The organism is Arachidicoccus ginsenosidivorans (genome assembly GCF_007971385.1).
GTDB lineage: Bacteria > Bacteroidota > Bacteroidia > Chitinophagales > Chitinophagaceae > Arachidicoccus > Arachidicoccus ginsenosidivorans.
This window is the reverse complement of the sequence record NZ_CP042434.1, coordinates 1,721,408-1,740,803: the sequence shown is the minus strand read 5'-3', so window position 1 is coordinate 1,740,803 and position 19,396 is coordinate 1,721,408. Positions and strand designations below refer to the sequence as shown.

Below are 19,396 nucleotides of genomic sequence, written 5' to 3'. Positions count from 1 at the left end.
TCTCCAAATAAATAAGGGACTTTTTTGCACTTTTTTTATTCAAATCCACCCTTTCTCAATAGCCAGGGAAACCAGCTCAATCATGCTCTTAGCACCCGTTTTTCTTAAAATGTTCTTGCGGTGTGTGGCCACGGTTTGAGGACTGATAAAGAGTTGCGCTGAAATCTCATCCGAAGTTTTGCTTTGGGCAAGCAGACGGATAATTTCTATTTCACGGATACTCATACTGATTTTGTCTATATTAATATCTTCGGGTAGTTTATGGAGGAATTTTTTCCGACAGTTAGAAATCGCCAGATTTAAAGTAATCAATAGGTGATCCTTATCAAAAGGTTTGGTTACATAGGCAAACGGGGAGGCCAGTTCTGCCTCTTTCATCGTTTGTAAATCGTTGTAAGCTGTCAGGAAAACAACGGGAATACTAGGGTCTACATATTCTTTTACAAAGGTGATTCCTGAAATTTTATCTTTAAGGTTAATGTCACATATTAGAGCCGTATAGTTTTCGGAGCGTACAAGGGTAATGGCATCTGTTGGGTTTAAAGCAATATCTGTATCATATCCATTATTATCCAAATGCATTTTGATGCCATGGGCAATAATGGTCTCGTCCTCCAGTATTAAGATTTTACTTTTCATTATTTTTAGTTTGGTTGGCGAAAGTAAGGCTGATTTCAGCCAGACAGGAATGGCTGAAATCCAGGATACCATTCAGTTCCTTTGCCAGAAATTTGACTAGATTGACACCCATTTTTTCGTTGCTATCCTCATTGGTGGCGACTTTAAAACCGGTCCCATTATCTTTATAAATAAATTGGAGTTTATCCGCTTGCCGAGTAAGGTGAATGCTAATTTCTGGCTGAGCAGTTTGCCCAAAAGCATGTTTGATTGAATTGGTAATGAGTTCATTTAGAATTAGCCCCAAATATGTCAGCTTTTCAACGGGATATTTGACAGGGCTTAAACTGGCTGTTAAAGCAATCGGTTTGCCAGAAAAGGCAATTATTTCGCTGGCCAGTTGTTGTAAGAACTGATCGATGCGGATTTCTTCCTTTTCTTCTGTATTGGTCAGAATATCATGTATCCTGGAAACCGTAAAGATTCTGCTCTGTAATAGCTTGAGTTTACTTTTTGCCTTGGGATTGGCAATGCTGAGATCCTGGATATCAATTAGGCTGGTAATGATCTGTAGGTTGTTTTTTACCCGGTGGTTAAGCTCCCGCATCAAAAAGGTGATATTCTCCTTCTGTCTTTCAGACAGGGCAAGTGATTCATTGAGCTCTTGATTGCTTTTTTGTAGTGCGGAGGTCCTATCTTCGACCATTGTCAATAGTTTTTTATTGACCAATTTTTGTCGGTAGCTTTTATACATAAAAACACCCAGAATGATTATTAATAGGGTGGCTGCTAGCAGTACCTTAAACCAGAGACTTTTGTACCAGGGTCCTTTAATAATGACTTTCAGTGAAGTAGCGGCACCCCACACGCCATCATTATTGCTGCCCCTGACTTTAAAAGTGTAATTGCCCGGATCAAGATTGGTATAGGTCGTACTTCTGAAATCGGTAACATTGCGCCAATCTTTATCAAAACCTTCCAGCATAAATTGATAGAGATTCTTATTGGCCCAGAGATAATTTAAGGCGGTATATTCAAAACTAATGACATTCTGGTCATGCGATAAAATTAACGCTTTGAGGTAAGGCAAGTTTTGGGCAATAGATTTGCCGAATACCTGTATATCTTCAATAACTGTTTTGCCCACCTGTTTATTTGTATAAATTGTGCGTGGATCGAAAAAGTTAAATCCATTCATGCCACCAAAATAGAGGTTGCCCTGATCATCCTTATAGGCTGCTTTACCATTAAATTCATTATTTTGTAATCCGTCCGTTTCAGTGTAATTCCTGAATCTGTTGGTGGCCGGGTTATATCTGGAGATGCCATAATTGGTTGAACACCAAATGTTGCCATTGTCTTCAGCTAGCACTCCGTAAATAAAGTCATTGGGCAAGCCCGAGGCTTTTGTATAGGATATGGTGGAATCCGTATGTGGGCTGATCCTGTTCAATCCCTTGGCGGTTCCTACCCAGATATTTCCCGATGGATCTTCAGTGATGTCAAAAACCCGCTCATTAGAAAGATTGTGCAAGTGCTGGATGGAATCCCCCTTGATTTTATAAATACCGTCATCACTGCCGATCCAGATGTTGCCCAAGTGATCTTTAAAACTCGTTCTGGAGCGTACCAGTGTATTTTTATTTAAAGTCAGTTTTCTGACCGCCTGAGTGTGCACGTTGAATGCGAATATGCCATTTGACCAGGTGTGCACCCAAATAAAGTCCTTGTCAATGGGTGTTACCTGTATGACATCTTTGTCTTCGATTGGGATGATAACCGGTATAAAACCGTCCTTTTCAGGATCATACCTGACAAGTCCCTGTCCAAATCCTCCTCCCCAAATCGTTCCATTGGCATCTTTTGCCAGGGTATATTCCAGTGCACTGCTGGGATAAAATTTATATAATTGGGTTTGCAGGTTATAACTTGCAAACCCAAACTCTGTTGCCATCCAAAGTCGGTTGCCTACTCTGAGAAAGTTAAAAATGCTGATAAAGTCTTGTCTGGGGGCGTCCGGGGTTTTGATGCGTAATGGTGTAAATTTCTTGTACCTAGGATGGTAGTAGAAGACACCCCGTCCATTTGTACCCAACCAGAATCCACCTTGTGGATCCTTTAATATTTTTTTGACTTCAGCAGATAAATTCTCTTTTTGAAGATTCTGGAAAACGATTTTTTTTACCTGCTTTTGCTGATTCAGGATATATCCATGATTAATAGCGGACAGAAAAACAGCTGGCTGGCCGTCCTGGGTCTCCCAAGGCTGAATGGAGGTGATTTCTGGCAGATGTAAATCCTTAAGCGCCAGGCTAATTGATTGGGTTTTGCTATTAAGCCAGTAAAGCCTGTTTTCCGTGGCTATTAAGTAAAGATCTGTAGAATAGGGATAAATACTATTAATGGTGGCATTTGTAAGGAGTTTATATGCGGATCTGGTTTGTATTGACCTTTTGGCAATATCCAGCAATAATAAACCGTGATTATTGGTGCCTATAAGCAGTTGATCTTCGTTGAGTTGGCTACAGGAGGTAATAAAGTCATTTTTGGCATTAGCAGGTAGGGGTATAATTGTAAACTTTTTGGTGTGCCTGTCGAATAACAAACAATTCCCATTGGTTCCCAGTAGTAAGTAGGTGTTGTCAATGGGGTATAACAGATTGGTGTATTTGGTATAAGGGTGTAGATTAAAGTCCAACTGGTCCAAAAAATTGATAAATTTATTTTTTTTGGGTAGGTAAGCTACAAGAGAATGTGAGTCGGTTGCCAGCCAGAGTGTATCCTTAGCATAATACATCGCGCGGATATGGTCATCAATTAAATCGCCAACTTTATCGCCAGCCATATAGGTTTTCATGGAATAGCCATTGAACCGATTCAGTCCGTTTTCGGTTCCTATCCATAGATATCCAAGACTGTCGAAGTCCATGGCCAAGGCATTTAGCTGAGATAGCCCCTGCTCCTGGCCGTAGGTAAAAACAGAAAAAGTGTCCGATTTGAGCGCCTGAGCAGGACCATTTTGGTAAAATATGAGTAGGGAAAGCAGTAATATGGTTACACGACAGCGCATCGTTATCATTTTGATAAAGATAATAAATTGTAGGGGGCCTAAAATACCCTCAGGAGGGTATTTTTTAAACCCGGACCTTGGTTAACTTGCATGCAGTTAGAAATTGATGGAGGCGTTAAAGCCATTGAGAATGCTTTTGATGAATATATTGACTGGACTTAGCGTCCGCAACCAAAACGAATTGCTTTTCAACTATTAACAGCAGTTTAGTGGAATCGCCTCATAACCTGCTGTTTTAAAAAAGACCGGCGCCTTTTTTTAAATTAAAAAGAAGCGCCGGTCCATTTATAGCAAGTTCCTTAAGAACCTATGTATTTATGTTGTTCAATGATCTTTATTTAACATCGACCGTAATTGTATTTGCCAGCGCTGCACCATAGGAACGGTGGATCGCATCACCAAATTGTAAGGTCAGCGTGTGTTTACCTGGAGTCAGGTTAACAGTTGCTTCCGTCTGTCCGCCACCATAATGTATATGCGTGCTGTCATCAGGAATAATAGTTCCACTTGGAATTGAGTCACCTGCATCGATTAATAGATGGTGATGACCTACTCCTTCTTCTATTTTCCCGTCTGGCGCTTTTTTGGTCACCGTCATATTATCGACACCAAACTCGAGTTTTAATGGAGAGGAAACGCTCTGACCGTCTTTTACGTTTTTAAAATACACTTTTGCCCCATCAGGAATAGCAGGTAATGGAGCCACATTTTCGCCGGCGGTCATATCCATTTGATGCTCTGTGGTGGCAGTAGAGTCTGTATTTGCATTTTGCTCCGTACCAGAATTACAGGCTACCATAGCAACCAGTAAAAAGGCAGGGATGACAAATAACTTTCGCATAATTATTTATGTTTTAAGATTAAAAAAATGTCACTGAAGGTTAAAGATAAGCCAGGTCGCAAAGATTTCAAAATGAAATGCTACGTTAGTTTCTTATTTTTGAGGCCATTAATCGATAATTAACGTGTCCTTATCAATACCAGAAGGCCTGATAGCATCCCTGGAAGGGAAGGCAGGGTTCCATAAGCGTTCCTTTATAGATGCCCATAAGAATCATCCTGCCAATACTTCTATCCGGTATAATCCGCAGAAACTGGCCGGATATAAGGGGCCAATGCCTGCTCAGCATGGCAGAATCAGCTGGAGCCCTTACGGATATTATCTGGCTGAACGTCCCTTTTTTACGCATGACCCTTTATTTCATGGGGGGTTATATTATGTGCAGGAGCCTGGAAGTCAGTTTCTTTGGGAAACCTTGCACCAAACCACTGACCCCAATCAAAGGCTGAAAGTCCTGGATCTATGTGCTGCACCAGGCGGTAAGTCAACACTGCTGGCGTCCTTTTTTAAAAATGGTTTGATTGTTTCCAACGAGATCATGAAAAACCGGGCAGCGGTTTTGACGGAAAATGCCACAAAATGGGGGACCGGCAATATTGTCGTCAGTTGCAATGAGCCCAGTCATTTTGCACGGTTAAAAGGTTATTTTGATGTAATGATCGTTGATGCTCCTTGCAGTGGCAGCGGCCTTTTCAGAAAAGATCCGGTGGCCGTGGCGCAATGGACCCCAGCGTTGGTGGATCTATGTAGTAAAAGGCAGCAGCGAATCTTGCAGGAGGCCCTTGTTTCACTTAAAGAAGGTGGTTTGTTGATTTATTCGACCTGTTCATATTCCATTGGTGAGGATGAGGATATAATGGATTTTCTGGTTGGCCATGTAGCCATGGAGACTGTCGCCCTGAATAATACGCCAATGGGGGTTACCACAGTGGCGGGAACCGTTAAGGACCGTGCTGGCAACCAGCCAGTGGGATATAAGTTTTTTCCTGATCAGGTACGCAGTGAAGGATTTTTTATCAGTATCTTTAAAAAGACAAAAGGAGAACTTCCTGCCTATCATACAGGGGAGGCTGCGCCCGCAATAGCAAAAGAGGAACAAGTGCTGACAGGACCCTGGCTCAAACCTCATCTTGATCTGAAGTTTATAAAACAAGGCGCTGATATTCTGGCCCTGGAAAATAAATGGGTAGCCGATCTAACCATATTGCAAAAAAATCTATTTTTGAAAAAGGCAGGTGTAACCATCGGCCAGATAAAGGGGAAGCAACTCGTGCCAGCCCATGATCTGGCACTCAGCACTTGGGTAGGAAGTGGCGTGGCTAATTTTCCACTGGATAGGGCACAAAGTTTGCAATACCTGAAATGCCAACAACCGGAAATAGAACTGGACGGCCTGTCACCCGGTTGGCATTTAGCCAGCTATGAAGGGATCGGCCTGGGATGGATGAAAGTTTTGCCCAACCGGATCAATAATTATTATCCAAGAAACTGGCGGATTCTTAAACATTGACGGATGCGGATAATCGGGACTAAAAGATTAACATTTATTCTCGTAGAAATTAAGCAATTTTATTGCTTTAAAGGCAAATGAAGAGCGACTGGACCGGCAATAAAGTTTTTTCAATTGCGGTGATATTTTTTCGCATCAAATTGATGCACAGGCATAAAATATAAAAATAAATAAAGACAGAAATAGCATAGACATTAGAATATGAAGAAAATAGGAATTATCATAATTGCAGCAGGTATTTTTTTCACTGTTGGCACCCTACAAGTCAGCGCACAATCCGTTCAGACGGTTCATGTGATTAAAGAAGGAGAAACGCTGTCACAGTTGGCCAAAAACTATGGCACAACGGTAGGGGATATCATGCGTTTAAATGGTATGAATACAGACAGCAAACTCTTTGTTGGGGAAAAAGTGAAGATTCCCAAGGCGGGAGAAACGATTACAGCATCAAATCTAGCGAAAACCCATACGGTGGAAAAGGGGGAGACCTTATATCAATTAAGTAAAAAATACGGTGTTACAGTAAATCAACTCAGAGACTGGAATAATATTACGGGTAATAATATACAGGTCGGGCAGACGCTGAAAGTTTCATCGGGTGAAGTAGGCAGTGACGCTGGTTTACCCGTTGTGGCTAATAATGATGGGACAACTCCCGGGGATGTTGCCCCAGTTCAGCAGCAAACGGCTGATCAGGTAACTACTACGGGTAATAATACAGCAGATAATGCCATAGATACGGGAAATACTACAACGGATGCGGATGGCATCAACCCAGCCAAAAAGCGAGATCAGGGCGTCTTTACCGATAACAATGAAACGGTCAATAGTGCTACCCCCGCTACATCGAGTAATGCCTCCAGTGCAGAAGGAGCCTTCGCCTTAGCTTATAAAAGCCAGGCAGGTGGAACAGAACTGATTACCAAGGGACTTGCCGGTACTTTTCAGTCCGCCAGTGGATGGAAGGATGGTAAATACTTTATTTTGATGAATGAAGTGGCACCGGGTACCTTAGTTAAAGTCCAGACCAAAGGGAAGACTATTTATGCGAAAGTGCTCTGGAATCTGGGCAATGTCAAAGAAAATGCTGGCCTGAGCTATAGAATCAGTGACGCCGCGGCCGCAGCCTTAGGCGTAGGCAGTGCTCCGACGGATATTATTGTTTCCTATTTCAAATCTGAGTAAAAGTTATTTATAATATCATGGGTGTTTGGGATTAATTAAAAATATTAAGCCGCTTCAATAGACAGAAGTGGCTTTTTTCATGGAAGGTCTTTCGGAGGTGGCATAAATATTGACTATGCTTACCATGAATAAACAACCTAACCCATGAAAAACACTTTTTTAAAATGCGTAGCGGCCGTAGCTGTATTACTATGTATGTCCGCAATTTTTTGCTCATGTTCCAAAGATGAGATCAGCCAAACTGGCAATAAAGCACTCCTAACAGCTGGCAAATGGGAACTGATCAGTGCCACCAGAACTATTGAAGGCGGTGGTGGGGTAACCATTGATGATGCGCCAGCCGTGATTTCTTTTACTTCGGCGGGGCATTACAGAATCTATGATGATAATGGTTCTGTTATCCATGATGTTACTTATACCTTTGATGACAAAAATACCATTAGTTTCGATGGGGTAACCTTTGATATGACTACCATCAATTCAACCAATCTGACCTTGGTGCATACGGATGCGACTACAAATATTATTGACACTTACAATTATAAGCGGAAATTGTAAAGTTGATGGATCTTTTAGATGAAATAAAAAGCATTTGTCTGACATATTAGTTCGGGCAAATGCTTTTTTATTCTCATTTATCGTTAACTGCCTAGGGGTTAAGCAAACGTTTTACTATAAGAAAGTGATCAATTAACTTTCCAGTTCTGGAAAAAAATTGTAATATTATCCTCTTAAAAATCAGAATCTTTCTTAAAAAATGTGATTATGTCTTACCCGTATCAAATCAATTCATTTGAGCAATACAAGGAAATGTATGCGCGCAGTGTTCAACAGCCACAGAATTTTTGGGCTGATATCGCCAGCAATTTTAAGTGGCGAAGAAAATGGGATAAAGTACTGGAATGGGATTTCAACAATTACAATGTAGCGTGGTTTAAGGGCGCCAAATTAAATATTACGGAAAACTGCCTGGACCGACATCTGGAAAAGCTGGGCAATAAACCGGCTATTATCTGGGAACCCAACAGCCCGGATGAGCATCACCGTATTTTGACCTACAATGATCTTTATCAAAAGGTTACGCAGTTTGCCAATGTGTTGAAAAATAATGGTGTGAAAAAAGGCGATACGATTTGCCTGTATATGGGGATGATCCCTGAACTGGCCATAGCAGTGCTGGCCTGTGCCAGAATTGGCGCCATTCATTCTGTTATATTTGGTGGCTTCTCGGCAAAGAGTATTGCTGACAGATTGGTCAATGCCAATGCAAAATTTATTATTACCTGTGACGGGGCATTTAGAGGAGGCAAAGACATACCGCTAAAATCTTTAATTGATGATGCGCTGGAAAGCGTAGACTTTATTGAAAAAGTCATCGTATGCACCCGGACCCGTACCCCGGTTTCCATGCTGAAAGGTCGCGATGTTTGGTGGGAAGATGAAATTAAAAAGGTTGAAACGCTGGGAATGGCCCCTGCCGTTGCTGAAGAAATGGATGCAGAGGATCCGCTATTTATCCTGTATACCTCCGGCTCTACAGGCAAGCCTAAAGGTGTCGTCCATACCTGTGCGGGTTATATGGTATACACCAATTATACTTTTGTCAATGTATTTAATTATAAACAAGGGGATGTGTATTTCTGTACTGCAGATATTGGCTGGATCACCGGTCATAGCTATATTGTCTATGGCCCATTGAGTGCGGGTGCCACAACAGTCATGTTTGAAGGTATACCCACCTATCCTGATGCCGGCCGTTTCTGGGACCTGGTAGATAAACATCGTGTAAATATTCTCTATACGGCACCTACTGCCATCAGAAGCCTGATGAGCTATGGAGAAGAACCTTTAAAAGGTAAAGACCTGTCAACCTTAAAGGTATTAGGTTCCGTAGGAGAACCCATTAATGAAGAGGCTTGGAACTGGTACCATGAGAAAATCGGCAAAGGTAAGTGTCCCATTGTAGATACCTGGTGGCAGACAGAAAACGGGGGCATTCTGATTTCTAATCTGGCTGGTGTGACACCAGATAAACCCAGTTGGGCGACCCTGCCTTTACCTGGTGTACAGCCTTGTATTATGGATGAAAAGGGAAATGAGATTGAAGGTCCCGGACAGGGAAATCTCTGTATGAAATTTCCGTGGCCATCAATAATCCGCACTACCTGGGGCGACCATGAGCGTTGCAAACAAACCTATTTCGCCGCCTACCCCGGACATTATTTTACAGGGGACGGGGCCATGAGAGACGAAAATGGTAACTATAAAATTACCGGCAGGGTGGATGATGTGCTCAATGTCAGTGGTCACCGTATTGGTACTGCAGAAGTTGAGAATGCCATTAATTTGCATGCGGGGGTTGTTGAAAGTGCTGTTGTTGGTTACCCCCATGAAATCAAAGGCCAGGGAATCTATGCCTTTGTGATCTATAATGGCACGCATAACGCGGATGATGAGAATCTGATCAGAAAAGATATCACCGCTACCGTTACCAGAATCATCGGGCCAATATCTAAACCCGATAAGATCCAATTTGTTACGGGATTGCCCAAGACCAGAAGCGGCAAGATCATGCGACGCATCTTAAGAAAGATTGCAGAAAATGATGTGGATAATCTGGGAGATACTTCTGCCTTGCTGAACAGCGAGGTGGTGGAAGACATCAAAAAAGGCAAGCTTTAAAACTCTACTATATCGAGGGCTGTTTAAAGCGCCCTTGCATTAAAACTAATAGCCGACCGGATCCGAAAATCAAATGTTGATTTTGGACCTGGTCGGCTATTGTATTTATAATTTTAGGTATATAACTAAATATTTAGTACTTTGCTGCTAAAACGCTTCTTTACAAACCATGAAAAAACGTAAATGTAATTGGGCATTGACAGTAATCCTGTTGGGGGTGCTGTTGATCGCCACAAAAAGTAATGCGCAAAATGGATCTTACCAGCAGCGCACAAATACACTCAACAGGCTGGAGACTTTGCTAACGGGCAGAAAGTTACTCTATGTGAGCTTTCTGCCCAGCCAGGAAAACACCCAATTATTAATTACTGCCCAAAAAAAAGATCATTATACAACGGGCGTATTTTGGATGAGTCGGGGAGAGGGTATGCATAACTATAACGGCCCTGAAAAAGGTATTGACCTTGGTGTCATTCATGTAGCGGAAATGGAAAATGCTGCCCGTCTGGGAGGTTTTATTCCTTTTGTCAGCTCGATTCAGGATCTGGGGGCAATGGATACAGCCAACATTAATCTAACGATTTCAACAGACCGGCTGACGCTGGATCTGGCAGCAGTGATTAGAAAATTCAGACCAGATGTATTGGTGGTGGGGCATATGCAGGATACCACATTAACTACGATAAATAATCTTTCAGGCGTTAATTATTGGATGGACAGTGTATGTATAAAGGCATGTGCACTTGCCAGTGGCCGACTTAAAGGCCATCTTGAAAATAAATTACTCAGCCCTTTTGAAGTTTCCTGTGTATTGGGCGATAATAGTCCAATACTGTCAGTCATAGAACAAAATGTTGCTGACGATGATTCTCTGGCAAGCAGCGACGATCCGGTAAATAAAAATAAGGGAGCATATGTAATCAATTTATCAGCGATGGATTCGGCCTCAGGCAAAAGTTTTCGCCGACTCGCAGCTGAAAGCAAGCAGGCCTACCGGTCAGTATTTCCGGATAGCAGTTTAGAGTTAGCCTCTATTCCATTAATCGCCGGACGGTCAGCCAAAGCCTTGGTGTCCTTGGGGAAGAAGCAAAATTTAGAGAAAGCGGATGATGGCCACAGGGATTTCGATTTATTGTTTACGAACATGTCGAAAGATTCGCGCAGCCATAAAAAAATAGGCATATGGCCCCGGCTAGCGGTGCTAGCCACGCAGCGCCCGGGTCGCATGATGGATATAGATGGAATGCAAAAACAACTTCGCCTTTTGCACGAGATGCTTTTGGAAAATAAAAGTGACAAAGCAAAAAAGATACTGTATCCATTGCTTGATTCACTTCGCTTATACGAAAGCGAACTGGAGAAAGAAGACACCGAACTTGCTGGTTCTGATTTAAAATGGGTTGCTGCACAGCTAAAAACCATTGAGCAGAACCTGTCAGGCATAGGGCTTTGGGCAACTTCTGACAGGGAATTGGGGTGCTTGGTCAGAAGTTCAGACTCAAGGTTGCCATGCAGGGTAACGCCGCTGTACAGTGGCTGTTGGTGCCAGGGTTAACAGACACCATAAGATTTGAACAGGACACCAGCAAAAGCATGCATCTGGATATTCAAAACAAGGTTATACTGGATACCTTGCTACATATTCCTTTATACAAGGAGGCTTATCAACCCTTTTGGCTGAATAAACCCATGCGTAGCGATGGGAGTTATGGGATTGATACTGAGATGCAGGGCCGGCTTTCAGATACCACAAGTTTTCACGTCGAAGCGCGTATTCTAAATGGTGCGGATTCTCTGGTCTATCAGATACCTGTTTATTACCGACATTTTGACCGCATGGAAGGTCAGATCATCCGGCCGTTTTATACCATTGAGCCACTGCTGGTTTCGCTGACACCTACTGTCGTATTGACCCACGTTTTGAGAAACAACGAAACAATCGGAAATAAAGACCTGAATATAAATATTAAAACATTGTTTAATGATACGGCTCAGGTAGCACTATTTAAAATCCGGCAGGTGGGGATGAAAGCATTGATTAACGGACATAAATTAGTATCTGATTCTGCCAGTATTTTCTACCGGGATGCGGGTTTTATTACGCCTTCTGCCGGCGCAAAAATGAAAACCAGCATTGTACTGACACAGGATATGATCAAAGGGTTAAATCCGTTGACGCCAATATTAAAACCCAATATATTAATGAAATTGCCAGAAGGTGTCCAGGGATTTTCCTCCAATATTAAATCAGTCGGGTATGCTTATCAGCAGCCCAGGTTGTATAACTATCACAGTCAGACCATGGTTGTCGGTGATACCATTCATACGACAGGGCGGCAATTGTTATATGTGAATGGTCTTTCAGGTGATGTTTATGAAAATGCCTTTAATCAACTAGGGTATCGGGTACATAATACCGGATTTGTAAGACTGGCTTCCTGGATGCAGGAAGTTGACCTGACCAGTGGCATAATCCCATCCATGATTGAAGATAGTCTTCGTAAACTGGATGTAATCGTCCTTTCCGGGGCAGATGATCAACTACCCACAGATTCCGTTGAAAGAACACGCTTACAGTATATATTGGCTGTGTATATGCGGCTAGGTGGCCGGATCATTAATCTGGATCCCGATCCAGGTATGCAGGAGCTGCTACCGCTTAAAGATCGTATTTACAGCGGCATGTTGATCGGGATCAATAATCCGTATAATTCAACAGGAAGGCATCCTCAAATAGACCGTTCATCTGAGCTATTTGCGTTGCCCAATAAACTGCCTGATTCCTATTTTGAAAACTGGGACGGACTATTGGCTAGAAGCGCTGTATATATGAATGATAATGGACTTGGGAGCGTGCAAGGCAACCCAAAAAGCAAAACAAATTTGACTTTAGCCGATAGTTTGCGGCAGCAAAAAAAAGATAAGATGACTGGTGACAATAAGTATCCCGTTTGGATGCCCAAGCAAGTTGTAGATTCGGCAATGCATCGCTTTAAAGTAAACCTGGCAGCCGTCTCCATTCACTCAATTACGTACAATAAAACGAAAGATATGACTGCTGCAGTAAAACAGGGGGAAACCAAGGCTGTATTGATAAACTGTTTTTTGGAGCTGGGCCCCGATTTGGGTAATGGCAAAGTGCAGGCTTATAAATGGCTGGCCAATTTATTGGCCTACCCCATAAAGTGAACAAGGTCGATTAAAAATAGGGGCTAATTCAAAAATGCATATGGGTGCCAAAATATCCTTGTGATATTCAATTATTGAGGTAGTTGGATCCGGTAGTCCTATAAAATGACCGTTTTAGCTGTTAATTTTCAACGGTTGAGCTCATTTTGAGCAACAGGCAGTAACTTTACTGCTGAAATTTATGTCTGGATTAAATAATAATAATAATAATTTAAAAAAATAATAATATTATGGTGGAACCAGCACCACATCCTTCTCATTTATTGCAACCATCCTGGATTGAAACGCTTAGGGCCGAAGCGCCTAAGGCTGAATTACTGGGCAGGTTAACTGCAAAACAGCTAGAATTGTTTTATGATCAGCGTTGGTTTAAGGCCTTGTGCCTAAGGTATATGGCGGATTAGCGTGGTCTTTAAGAGAAATTGTGCGTTTTGAAGAGGCGATTGGCTGGGCTGAAGGCAGCGCCGGCTGGGTGTTTACCTTGTGTAGCGGAGCTGGTTGGTTTGCAGGCTATATCGATCCGGCCATTGCCCGTACTATTTTTAAACCCAAAAAGGCTTGTCTTGCAGGAAGTGGAGCAGTTGGAGGAACGGCCAAAATCAATAAAAAGGGAGGGGTGTTTTATCCGGTCAGTGGGCTTATGCCACAGGAGCCCCACATGCGACTATTTTTACAGCCAATGTCTTTTTAGAAGCAACAAACAGCATTCGGCCTTTGTTTCTATTGCCTTCAGAAGTGACAGTTATCAAAAGCTGGCACTCTATTGGGCTCAGGGCTTCAGCCAGTGAGTCTTTTATGGTTAAAAGGAGAAGCTTTCCGGCTGAAAGGTTTTTTCAGATAGATCCGGATAAGGCGGTCATAAATGCGCCGCTTTATCGGTTGCCCTTCGGAGCCCTTGCAATGGCCACTATAGCCGCCAATCTATCGGGGATGGCCTTAAGGTTTATGGAGGAAGTAAAGGCATTATGGGATAACAAAAAAGGAAAGGCAGTTGCAGGTAGACAAAATGCCTGGCAGCCAACGATCAAGATGCAGAGACCGGAGGCTTTATGGGAAGAATATTGGCAAAATTGGCAAGCTGCAAGAACCCGTCTTATTCAGAAAGTACAATATTTGGAGGATTTTATTGCCAGCCATATGTCAAACCCCATATTCGGCAACCATAAAACCTATCAAAGACATTCGCTTGTTGTATCTCGTGCAGCGCAAAGGCAGGTGATCATTTGCCGGGAAATTGTCAATGGGTTATACCCATATACGGGTCTCACCGGTGCCAGTATGGATAGCACTTTGGGCAAAGTATGGCGGGATTTTCAGACTGGGAGCCAGCATGCCTTGTTTGTTCCAGTTAAATAAATTGCCTGAGGGCGGTAAAACTTCTCTTTAGCTCCGATGGATACTGACTAGTCTGTGCCGTAAATAATAAATGTAAATGAGATTCAAGTGTGGTGCAACTGGGAGACAATTGAGATAAGGGCGGCAGCGAAAAATTCGCTGCTGCCCCTGTTCCGCTTAGGTCATTTTCCATTTAATTGCAACCAGTATTCAACTACCCTGTTTTATTGATTGCCCGGATAATATGTTTGTAACAAAGGTGCTGCAGATTACATCTGCGCATTGCTCGGCAAAATGAAAGAATGAAAAATGATGGCCCGGGAAAAGAATTTCCTCACAGGCCAGCTCCGCAGCTATTATTTGGGCATTTTCCGCATAAAACCGTCTTTTTTTAACGGATGCCGTGGCCGCACCTGTATATATTAAAACTTGATTGTTCCTTATTTTCTCAAAATCAGGTCGATAATTAACAAGTAACACGGTTTCCAGAAATTCCCGGCCAATATCAGGTCTCATACGGGTATCGGTACAATTTTCAGATGATCCTTGTAGGCGGACCCGCTGCGCAGTATGGGCGCGATGGGCAATCCCGTTCCCAGTGCAAATCGAAGTCCGGCTATGGACTCACCCCATTTTAAGGCTGTCAGATAGACTTTTGCAAAGTGTTTTGACAAAGCGTCAAATCGGGGATGAATACAGATGAGTGGTGGTTCGAAGACAATCATCTCCTTAACATACGCCGGATATTTTTCGGCGATATCCAGGGCGATAACCGCTCCGCTGCTCACACCGACGATATAGACTTTTTCCAGCCCCAGGGCCGTAACCAGATTGATGGCATCCTTTGCGAATTGATTAATATCGATATTAGAAGGCGTATGAGTTATACTGCGGGCTTTGCCATACAAGTCATAAGAAATGACCTGAAAGTTACCTGATAACGCATCTGCGATTTTATGTAACCACCAGCAGTCGCCAGACCCGCCGGGTATGAGCAATAAGGGGGCACCTTTGCCCTTTATTTCATAATAGATATGTCCTGATTTATATTTGTAATAGCCTTTGTGTAAAGGCAAGGAAGCATGTAAATCCATGATTAGATTATTTTGAATAATTAAGCAATTGACAATACAAAGCCGCCTGTCGCTATTGGTTAACGACAGGTCGTACTGTTTCAATAATTGCTTTTATCTAACCATTTTTTTAAAAGTGTCTTGCAAATATAAGGTAAAGATACGGTGATTTGTTGTATCTGATATTGCCACAGAATCGAATTAGATCAACTTTTATTCTTCTTTTAATCTTGGATCTGTATAAGTAATTGCTGTTTTACCGTGAGGTACCGGTTTGCCGGAAGCGTCCACGGTGACAAAAACGATTTTATCTATGGTCAGTATGATAGAATGGTCTATTTTATTGCGGACCTGGCAGGCAAGGGTAAGGGAAGTGGTGCCAAATTTGATGGCTTTAATGCCCAATTCTATGATATCGCCCTGACGCGGAGACCGCACAAAGTCGATTTCGGACATAAATTTTGTCACACAATTGCCGGTTCCTAGCTGAATAATAGCGTAAATAGCCGCTTCTTCGTCGATCCACTTTAATAAGGTGCCTCCAAAAAGGGTATTATTGGAATTTAAATCACCTGGTTTGATCAGTTTTCTGGTATAAAAATTCATTTTTTTGCCTTCAAAAATTGACGTTTGATTGTTTTCAGGTGCAAAATTACAACAATCTAAAGGCAAAGTCCTTACTTTTGTTGCCTGATTTCTGGCGTTTTTTGCCTAAAATCAGGTATTTATAAGCCATAATTGCCTCAAAAACTGCAGTTTAATGGAATTTTAGGGAGTTTTTATACAATATCACAAATTTTATTTTACCTTTGCAGCCCCAAATAGTTCTTTTTTGAGAATGGCATATTGGGAGTCTAAGCATTTTGCGAGGACGTTATCACCAAAAAAAGTATTAAAATGGCAAAAGAAATCTCTGGTTTCGTAAAGTTGCAGGTTAAAGGCGGACAAGCCAATCCTGCGCCTCCGGTAGGACCTGCTCTGGGTTCTAAAGGTGTGAACATTATGGAGTTCTGTAAGCAGTTCAATGCAAGAACACAGGACAAGCCCGGAAAAGTGCTTCCGGTATTAATTACTGTTTATTCTGATAAGTCTTTTGACTTTGTCATCAAAACAGCACCCGCTTCTATCCAATTAATGGAAGCAGCCAAAATCAAAAAGGGTTCTAAGGAAAGCAATCGTAACAAAGTTGGAAAAGTGACTTGGGAGCAAGTTGAGGCCATCGCACAGGACAAGATGCCTGACCTGAACTGTTTCACCGTTGAAAGCGCCATGAAAATGGTTGCCGGCACTGCACGTAGCATGGGTCTTACTATTGAAGGTACCGCTCCGTGGGAAAATTAATTCTTATCCTTAAAACTCATTTGTAATGGCAAAAATTACTAAAAAAAGAAAAGTAGCGGAAGCGAAAGTCGATAGCAATAAGTTCTATTCACTGACAGAAGCTTCTGCATTGGTTAAAGAAACCAATACTACAAAATTCGATAGTTCAGTGGATCTACACATCCGTCTGGGTGTGGATCCCAAAAAGCAGACCAGCAGGTTCGTGGTACTGTAACCCTTCCACACGGAACTGGTAAAACAAAACGCGTGCTGGTACTTTGTACGCCTGATAAAGAAGCAGCTGCTACTGAAGCCGGTGCTGACTTTGTTGGTCTGGATGAATATATCCAAAAATTGATGGCGGTTGGACAGATGTTGATGTAATCATCGCTACGCCTTCCGTAATGCCTAAAATCGGTCGTTTAGGTAAGATCTTAGGTCCTCGTAACCTGATGCCAAACCCTAAAACCGGTACCGTAACCAATGATGTTGCAGCTGCTGTAAATGACGTTAAAGGCGGTAAAATTGCCTTTAAAGTAGATAAAGCTGGTATCGTACACGCTTCCATTGGTCGTGTTTCTTTCACTGCAGATAAATCGCTCAAAACGGACAGGAATTGATCAATGCCCTGCTCAAATTGAAGCCAACTGCAGCTAAAGGTACGTACGTTAAAGGTGTCAGCCTGGCTGCCACTATGGGACCTGGCATCGCAGTAGATACTAAATCTGTTCAAAACTAATTCTGTAATCAAGATTAGTTTACAAACATCAAAAATTTTTGAAAATGACCAAAGATCAAAAAATGAAGTAATTGAGCTTTTAAAAGAAAAGTTCAGTCAATATAATAACTTCTATGTAACCAATACGGAATCTTTAACCGTAGCACAAATCGGTACCTTACGCCGCGCTTGTTTCAACAAGAATGTTGAAATGAAAGTAGCTAAGAATACGCTGATTAAAAAGGCACTGGAAGCTATTGATGCAGAAAAATATTCAGGTGTTTACGAATCACTGAATAATGTAACAGCGCTGATGTTCTCTGAGAACCCTAAAGAACCAGCTGTTATTATCAGCAGTTTCCGTAAAGAAGGCAAGAAAGAAAAACCTGAGCTGAAGGCAGCTTTCATCAATGGTGAAATTTACAGCGGCGATAAGAATCTGGATGCACTCACTAAGATCAAAACACGCGAAGAACTTATCGGCGAAGTTATTGGCTTACTGCAGGCACCTATTCAACGCGTGGTTGCGGCCTTGCAAAATCAGGAAAACAAAGCAGAAGCAGCAACGGAAGAAGCCGCGGCCGAGCCAGCTGAAGCAGCAGCTCCAGAAGCGCCTGCAGCTCCAGAAGCACCTGCAGCTGAATAATTTAAATTTCTCAGATTGTGTTAGCGCTAGTTGCACAATCTCTAAACTTTTTGGGGGGTATTTTTATAATTAAAGTGCACTCCAAGTATTTAATAATTTTTTTAAAACCCTCCGCTGGAGCGCTTAAAGGCAATGAAAGCGGAAAAAATTGAAAACAAAATGGCAGAAGTAAAAGCATTAGCCGAGCAGTTAGTAGGCTTAACAGTAAAAGAAGTACAGGAATTAGCCGATTTCCTGAAAACTGAATATGGTATCGAACCAGCTGCAGCAGCAGTTGTTGTTTCTGGTGGTGGTGCAGGTGAAGCTGCAGCTGAAGAAAAAACAGCATTCGACGTAGTTTTGATTAGCGGTGGTGCTAGCAAATTAGGCGTTGTTAAAGTGGTTAAAGAAATCACTGGCTTAGGTCTGAAAGAAGCAAAAGAAATGGTTGATGGTGCTCCAAAAGCAATCAAAGAAGGCGTTTCTAAAGCTGAAGCTGACGAAGTTGCAGCTAAACTGAAAGACGCTGGAGCTGAAGTAGAAGTAAAATAATCCCCACGCCCATTAGGGCTTCCAGGAATATTCTATAAAACCCGTTACGGATAATTTTGATCTGTAGCGGGTTTTTGTTTGACTGTGGCGGAAACTTTTAATAAGAGGAGGGACTTTAATTTAAATGCGGCTGAAAGTTTATCCAGATTAATCGTAGCTTAGTATACAGATATGAAAAATAATCGCAAAAAGAACAGGAAAAGGAATAAATCCAAGATCAAAAGGCCGCAAAAGCGGCTACAAAGATTGCAAATTGCCCCGTTGTGGTTATTGACGATTGATTATACGGGTAGCCAATTGGTGCATGCCTATAGCAAAAAGTTTAACACGGATCTGCTTTGCAGTATTAAAGAACTTCGTATGCTTGGCATTGAAATATCGGCGAACTATGAAGAGGCGGTGGCCCGGTCCCTTTCAAACCGGATTGAACAAAAAAGACAAAAGAAAGCAGAAAGTGACATTATGGAAGAAAGCTGGACGGATGCTAACTTTGCCTATATTGTCGGTTATACTAGTGGCGGCGCTCCCTATGGAATATCCTGGGAAGAACTAGATGATCAAGCGTAATAATTTTATTTTAACGTTAAGCGGCTGATTGAAAAAGAAAGAAAACAGTGTTTGATCGCAGATGGGATTCAAAGCAGAATTGCTGAAAGTTCCAAGACAATTCTTATGGAC

General features: G+C 42.2%; 20 protein-coding genes and 1 pseudogene. 15 read left to right on the top strand and 6 right to left on the bottom strand.

Annotation, left to right across the window (positions count from 1 at the left end; genetic code table 11):
* Positions 1-39: 39 nt before the first annotated feature.
* The 3 genes from FSB73_RS07190 to FSB73_RS07180 all read right to left on the bottom strand — a co-directional run bounded on the left by FSB73_RS07190 (position 40) and on the right by FSB73_RS07180 (position 4,529).
* A complete protein-coding gene (locus FSB73_RS07190; RefSeq protein ID WP_158639449.1) occupies positions 40-639 on the bottom strand; it encodes a response regulator transcription factor in 600 nt (199 codons plus the stop codon).
* Positions 629-3,688 (bottom strand): ligand-binding sensor domain-containing protein, encoded by a 3,060-nt coding sequence (locus FSB73_RS07185; protein WP_158639448.1) that lies wholly within the window; start codon positions 3,686-3,688, stop codon positions 629-631. The genes FSB73_RS07190 and FSB73_RS07185 overlap by 11 nt, the downstream gene beginning before the upstream one ends.
* Positions 3,689-4,022: 334 nt before the next feature.
* Positions 4,023-4,529 (bottom strand): DUF4399 domain-containing protein, encoded by a 507-nt coding sequence (locus FSB73_RS07180; RefSeq protein ID WP_146780863.1) that lies wholly within the window; start codon positions 4,527-4,529, stop codon positions 4,023-4,025.
* A 124-nt stretch (positions 4,530-4,653) separates the two neighbouring features.
* On the opposite strand from FSB73_RS07180, the gene FSB73_RS07175 reads away from it, so the two are divergent.
* The 9 genes from FSB73_RS07175 to FSB73_RS07140 all read left to right on the top strand — a co-directional run bounded on the left by FSB73_RS07175 (position 4,654) and on the right by FSB73_RS07140 (position 14,451).
* Positions 4,654-6,039 (top strand): methyltransferase RsmF C-terminal domain-like protein, encoded by a 1,386-nt coding sequence (locus tag FSB73_RS07175; protein WP_146780862.1) that lies wholly within the window; start codon positions 4,654-4,656, stop codon positions 6,037-6,039.
* Positions 6,040-6,240: 201 nt separating this feature from the next.
* Positions 6,241-7,224: a LysM peptidoglycan-binding domain-containing protein gene (locus tag FSB73_RS07170; RefSeq protein WP_146780861.1), complete on the top strand. Its 984-nt coding sequence runs from the start codon at positions 6,241-6,243 to the stop codon at positions 7,222-7,224.
* 144 nt (positions 7,225-7,368) lie between these two features.
* Positions 7,369-7,782: a hypothetical protein gene (locus tag FSB73_RS07165; RefSeq protein ID WP_146780860.1), complete on the top strand. Its 414-nt coding sequence runs from the start codon at positions 7,369-7,371 to the stop codon at positions 7,780-7,782.
* 207 nt (positions 7,783-7,989) lie between these two features.
* Positions 7,990-9,906, top strand: a complete 1,917-nt coding sequence (gene acs, locus FSB73_RS07160; protein WP_146780859.1) for an acetate--CoA ligase — start codon at positions 7,990-7,992, stop codon at positions 9,904-9,906.
* Between the two features lie 169 nt (positions 9,907-10,075).
* Positions 10,076-11,461: a PIG-L family deacetylase gene (locus tag FSB73_RS07155; RefSeq protein WP_146780858.1), complete on the top strand. Its 1,386-nt coding sequence runs from the start codon at positions 10,076-10,078 to the stop codon at positions 11,459-11,461.
* Positions 11,416-13,095 carry a hypothetical protein gene (locus FSB73_RS07150; RefSeq protein ID WP_146780857.1) on the top strand — a complete coding sequence of 560 codons (1,680 nt, stop codon included), beginning with the start codon at positions 11,416-11,418 and terminating at the stop codon, positions 13,093-13,095. The genes FSB73_RS07155 and FSB73_RS07150 overlap by 46 nt, the downstream gene beginning before the upstream one ends.
* Positions 13,096-13,325: 230 nt before the next feature.
* On the top strand, positions 13,326-13,499 hold the full coding sequence (locus tag FSB73_RS23230) for a hypothetical protein (RefSeq protein ID WP_158639447.1): 174 nt from the start codon (positions 13,326-13,328) through the stop codon (positions 13,497-13,499).
* Positions 13,475-13,786, top strand: a complete 312-nt coding sequence (locus FSB73_RS07145) for an acyl-CoA dehydrogenase family protein (RefSeq protein ID WP_158639446.1) — start codon at positions 13,475-13,477, stop codon at positions 13,784-13,786. Before FSB73_RS23230 ends, FSB73_RS07145 begins: the two co-directional genes overlap by 25 nt.
* A gap of 44 nt (positions 13,787-13,830) precedes the next feature.
* Positions 13,831-14,451, top strand: a complete 621-nt coding sequence (locus FSB73_RS07140; RefSeq protein ID WP_146780855.1) for an acyl-CoA dehydrogenase family protein — start codon at positions 13,831-13,833, stop codon at positions 14,449-14,451.
* A gap of 189 nt (positions 14,452-14,640) precedes the next feature.
* Here the strand turns inward: FSB73_RS07140 and FSB73_RS07135 are convergent, their stop codons facing one another.
* The 3 genes from FSB73_RS07135 to FSB73_RS07125 form a co-directional block, all read right to left on the bottom strand.
* A complete protein-coding gene (locus tag FSB73_RS07135; RefSeq protein WP_146780854.1) occupies positions 14,641-14,946 on the bottom strand; it encodes a hypothetical protein in 306 nt (101 codons plus the stop codon).
* Entirely contained in the window at positions 14,943-15,524 is a 582-nt protein-coding gene (locus FSB73_RS07130; RefSeq protein WP_146780853.1) for an alpha/beta fold hydrolase, read from the bottom strand. Before FSB73_RS07130 ends, FSB73_RS07135 begins: the two co-directional genes overlap by 4 nt.
* Before the next feature lie 192 nt (positions 15,525-15,716).
* A complete protein-coding gene (locus tag FSB73_RS07125) occupies positions 15,717-16,109 on the bottom strand; it encodes an acyl-CoA thioesterase (protein WP_146780852.1) in 393 nt (130 codons plus the stop codon).
* Positions 16,110-16,400: 291 nt separating this feature from the next.
* Between FSB73_RS07125 and rplK the strand changes: the two genes are divergently transcribed.
* From rplK to FSB73_RS07100, 6 genes and pseudogenes are all read left to right on the top strand, one after another.
* On the top strand, positions 16,401-16,844 hold the full coding sequence (gene rplK / locus FSB73_RS07120) for a 50S ribosomal protein L11 (protein WP_146780851.1): 444 nt from the start codon (positions 16,401-16,403) through the stop codon (positions 16,842-16,844).
* Positions 16,845-16,869: 25 nt separating this feature from the next.
* Positions 16,870-17,058, top strand: coding sequence for a hypothetical protein (locus FSB73_RS27950; protein WP_449371694.1), 189 nt, complete (start codon positions 16,870-16,872; stop codon positions 17,056-17,058).
* 23 nt (positions 17,059-17,081) lie between these two features.
* Positions 17,082-17,443, top strand: a pseudogene (locus FSB73_RS27945) (50S ribosomal protein L1); the annotation flags it as partial.
* Between the two features lie 96 nt (positions 17,444-17,539).
* Positions 17,540-18,187 (top strand): 50S ribosomal protein L10, encoded by a 648-nt coding sequence (rplJ, locus tag FSB73_RS07110; RefSeq protein WP_317132868.1) that lies wholly within the window; start codon positions 17,540-17,542, stop codon positions 18,185-18,187.
* 132 nt (positions 18,188-18,319) lie between these two features.
* Entirely contained in the window at positions 18,320-18,718 is a 399-nt protein-coding gene (rplL, locus tag FSB73_RS07105) for a ribosomal protein bL12 (protein ID WP_449371693.1), read from the top strand.
* 171 nt (positions 18,719-18,889) lie between these two features.
* Positions 18,890-19,285: a hypothetical protein gene (locus FSB73_RS07100; RefSeq protein ID WP_146780849.1), complete on the top strand. Its 396-nt coding sequence runs from the start codon at positions 18,890-18,892 to the stop codon at positions 19,283-19,285.
* Positions 19,286-19,396: the final 111 nt, after the last annotated feature.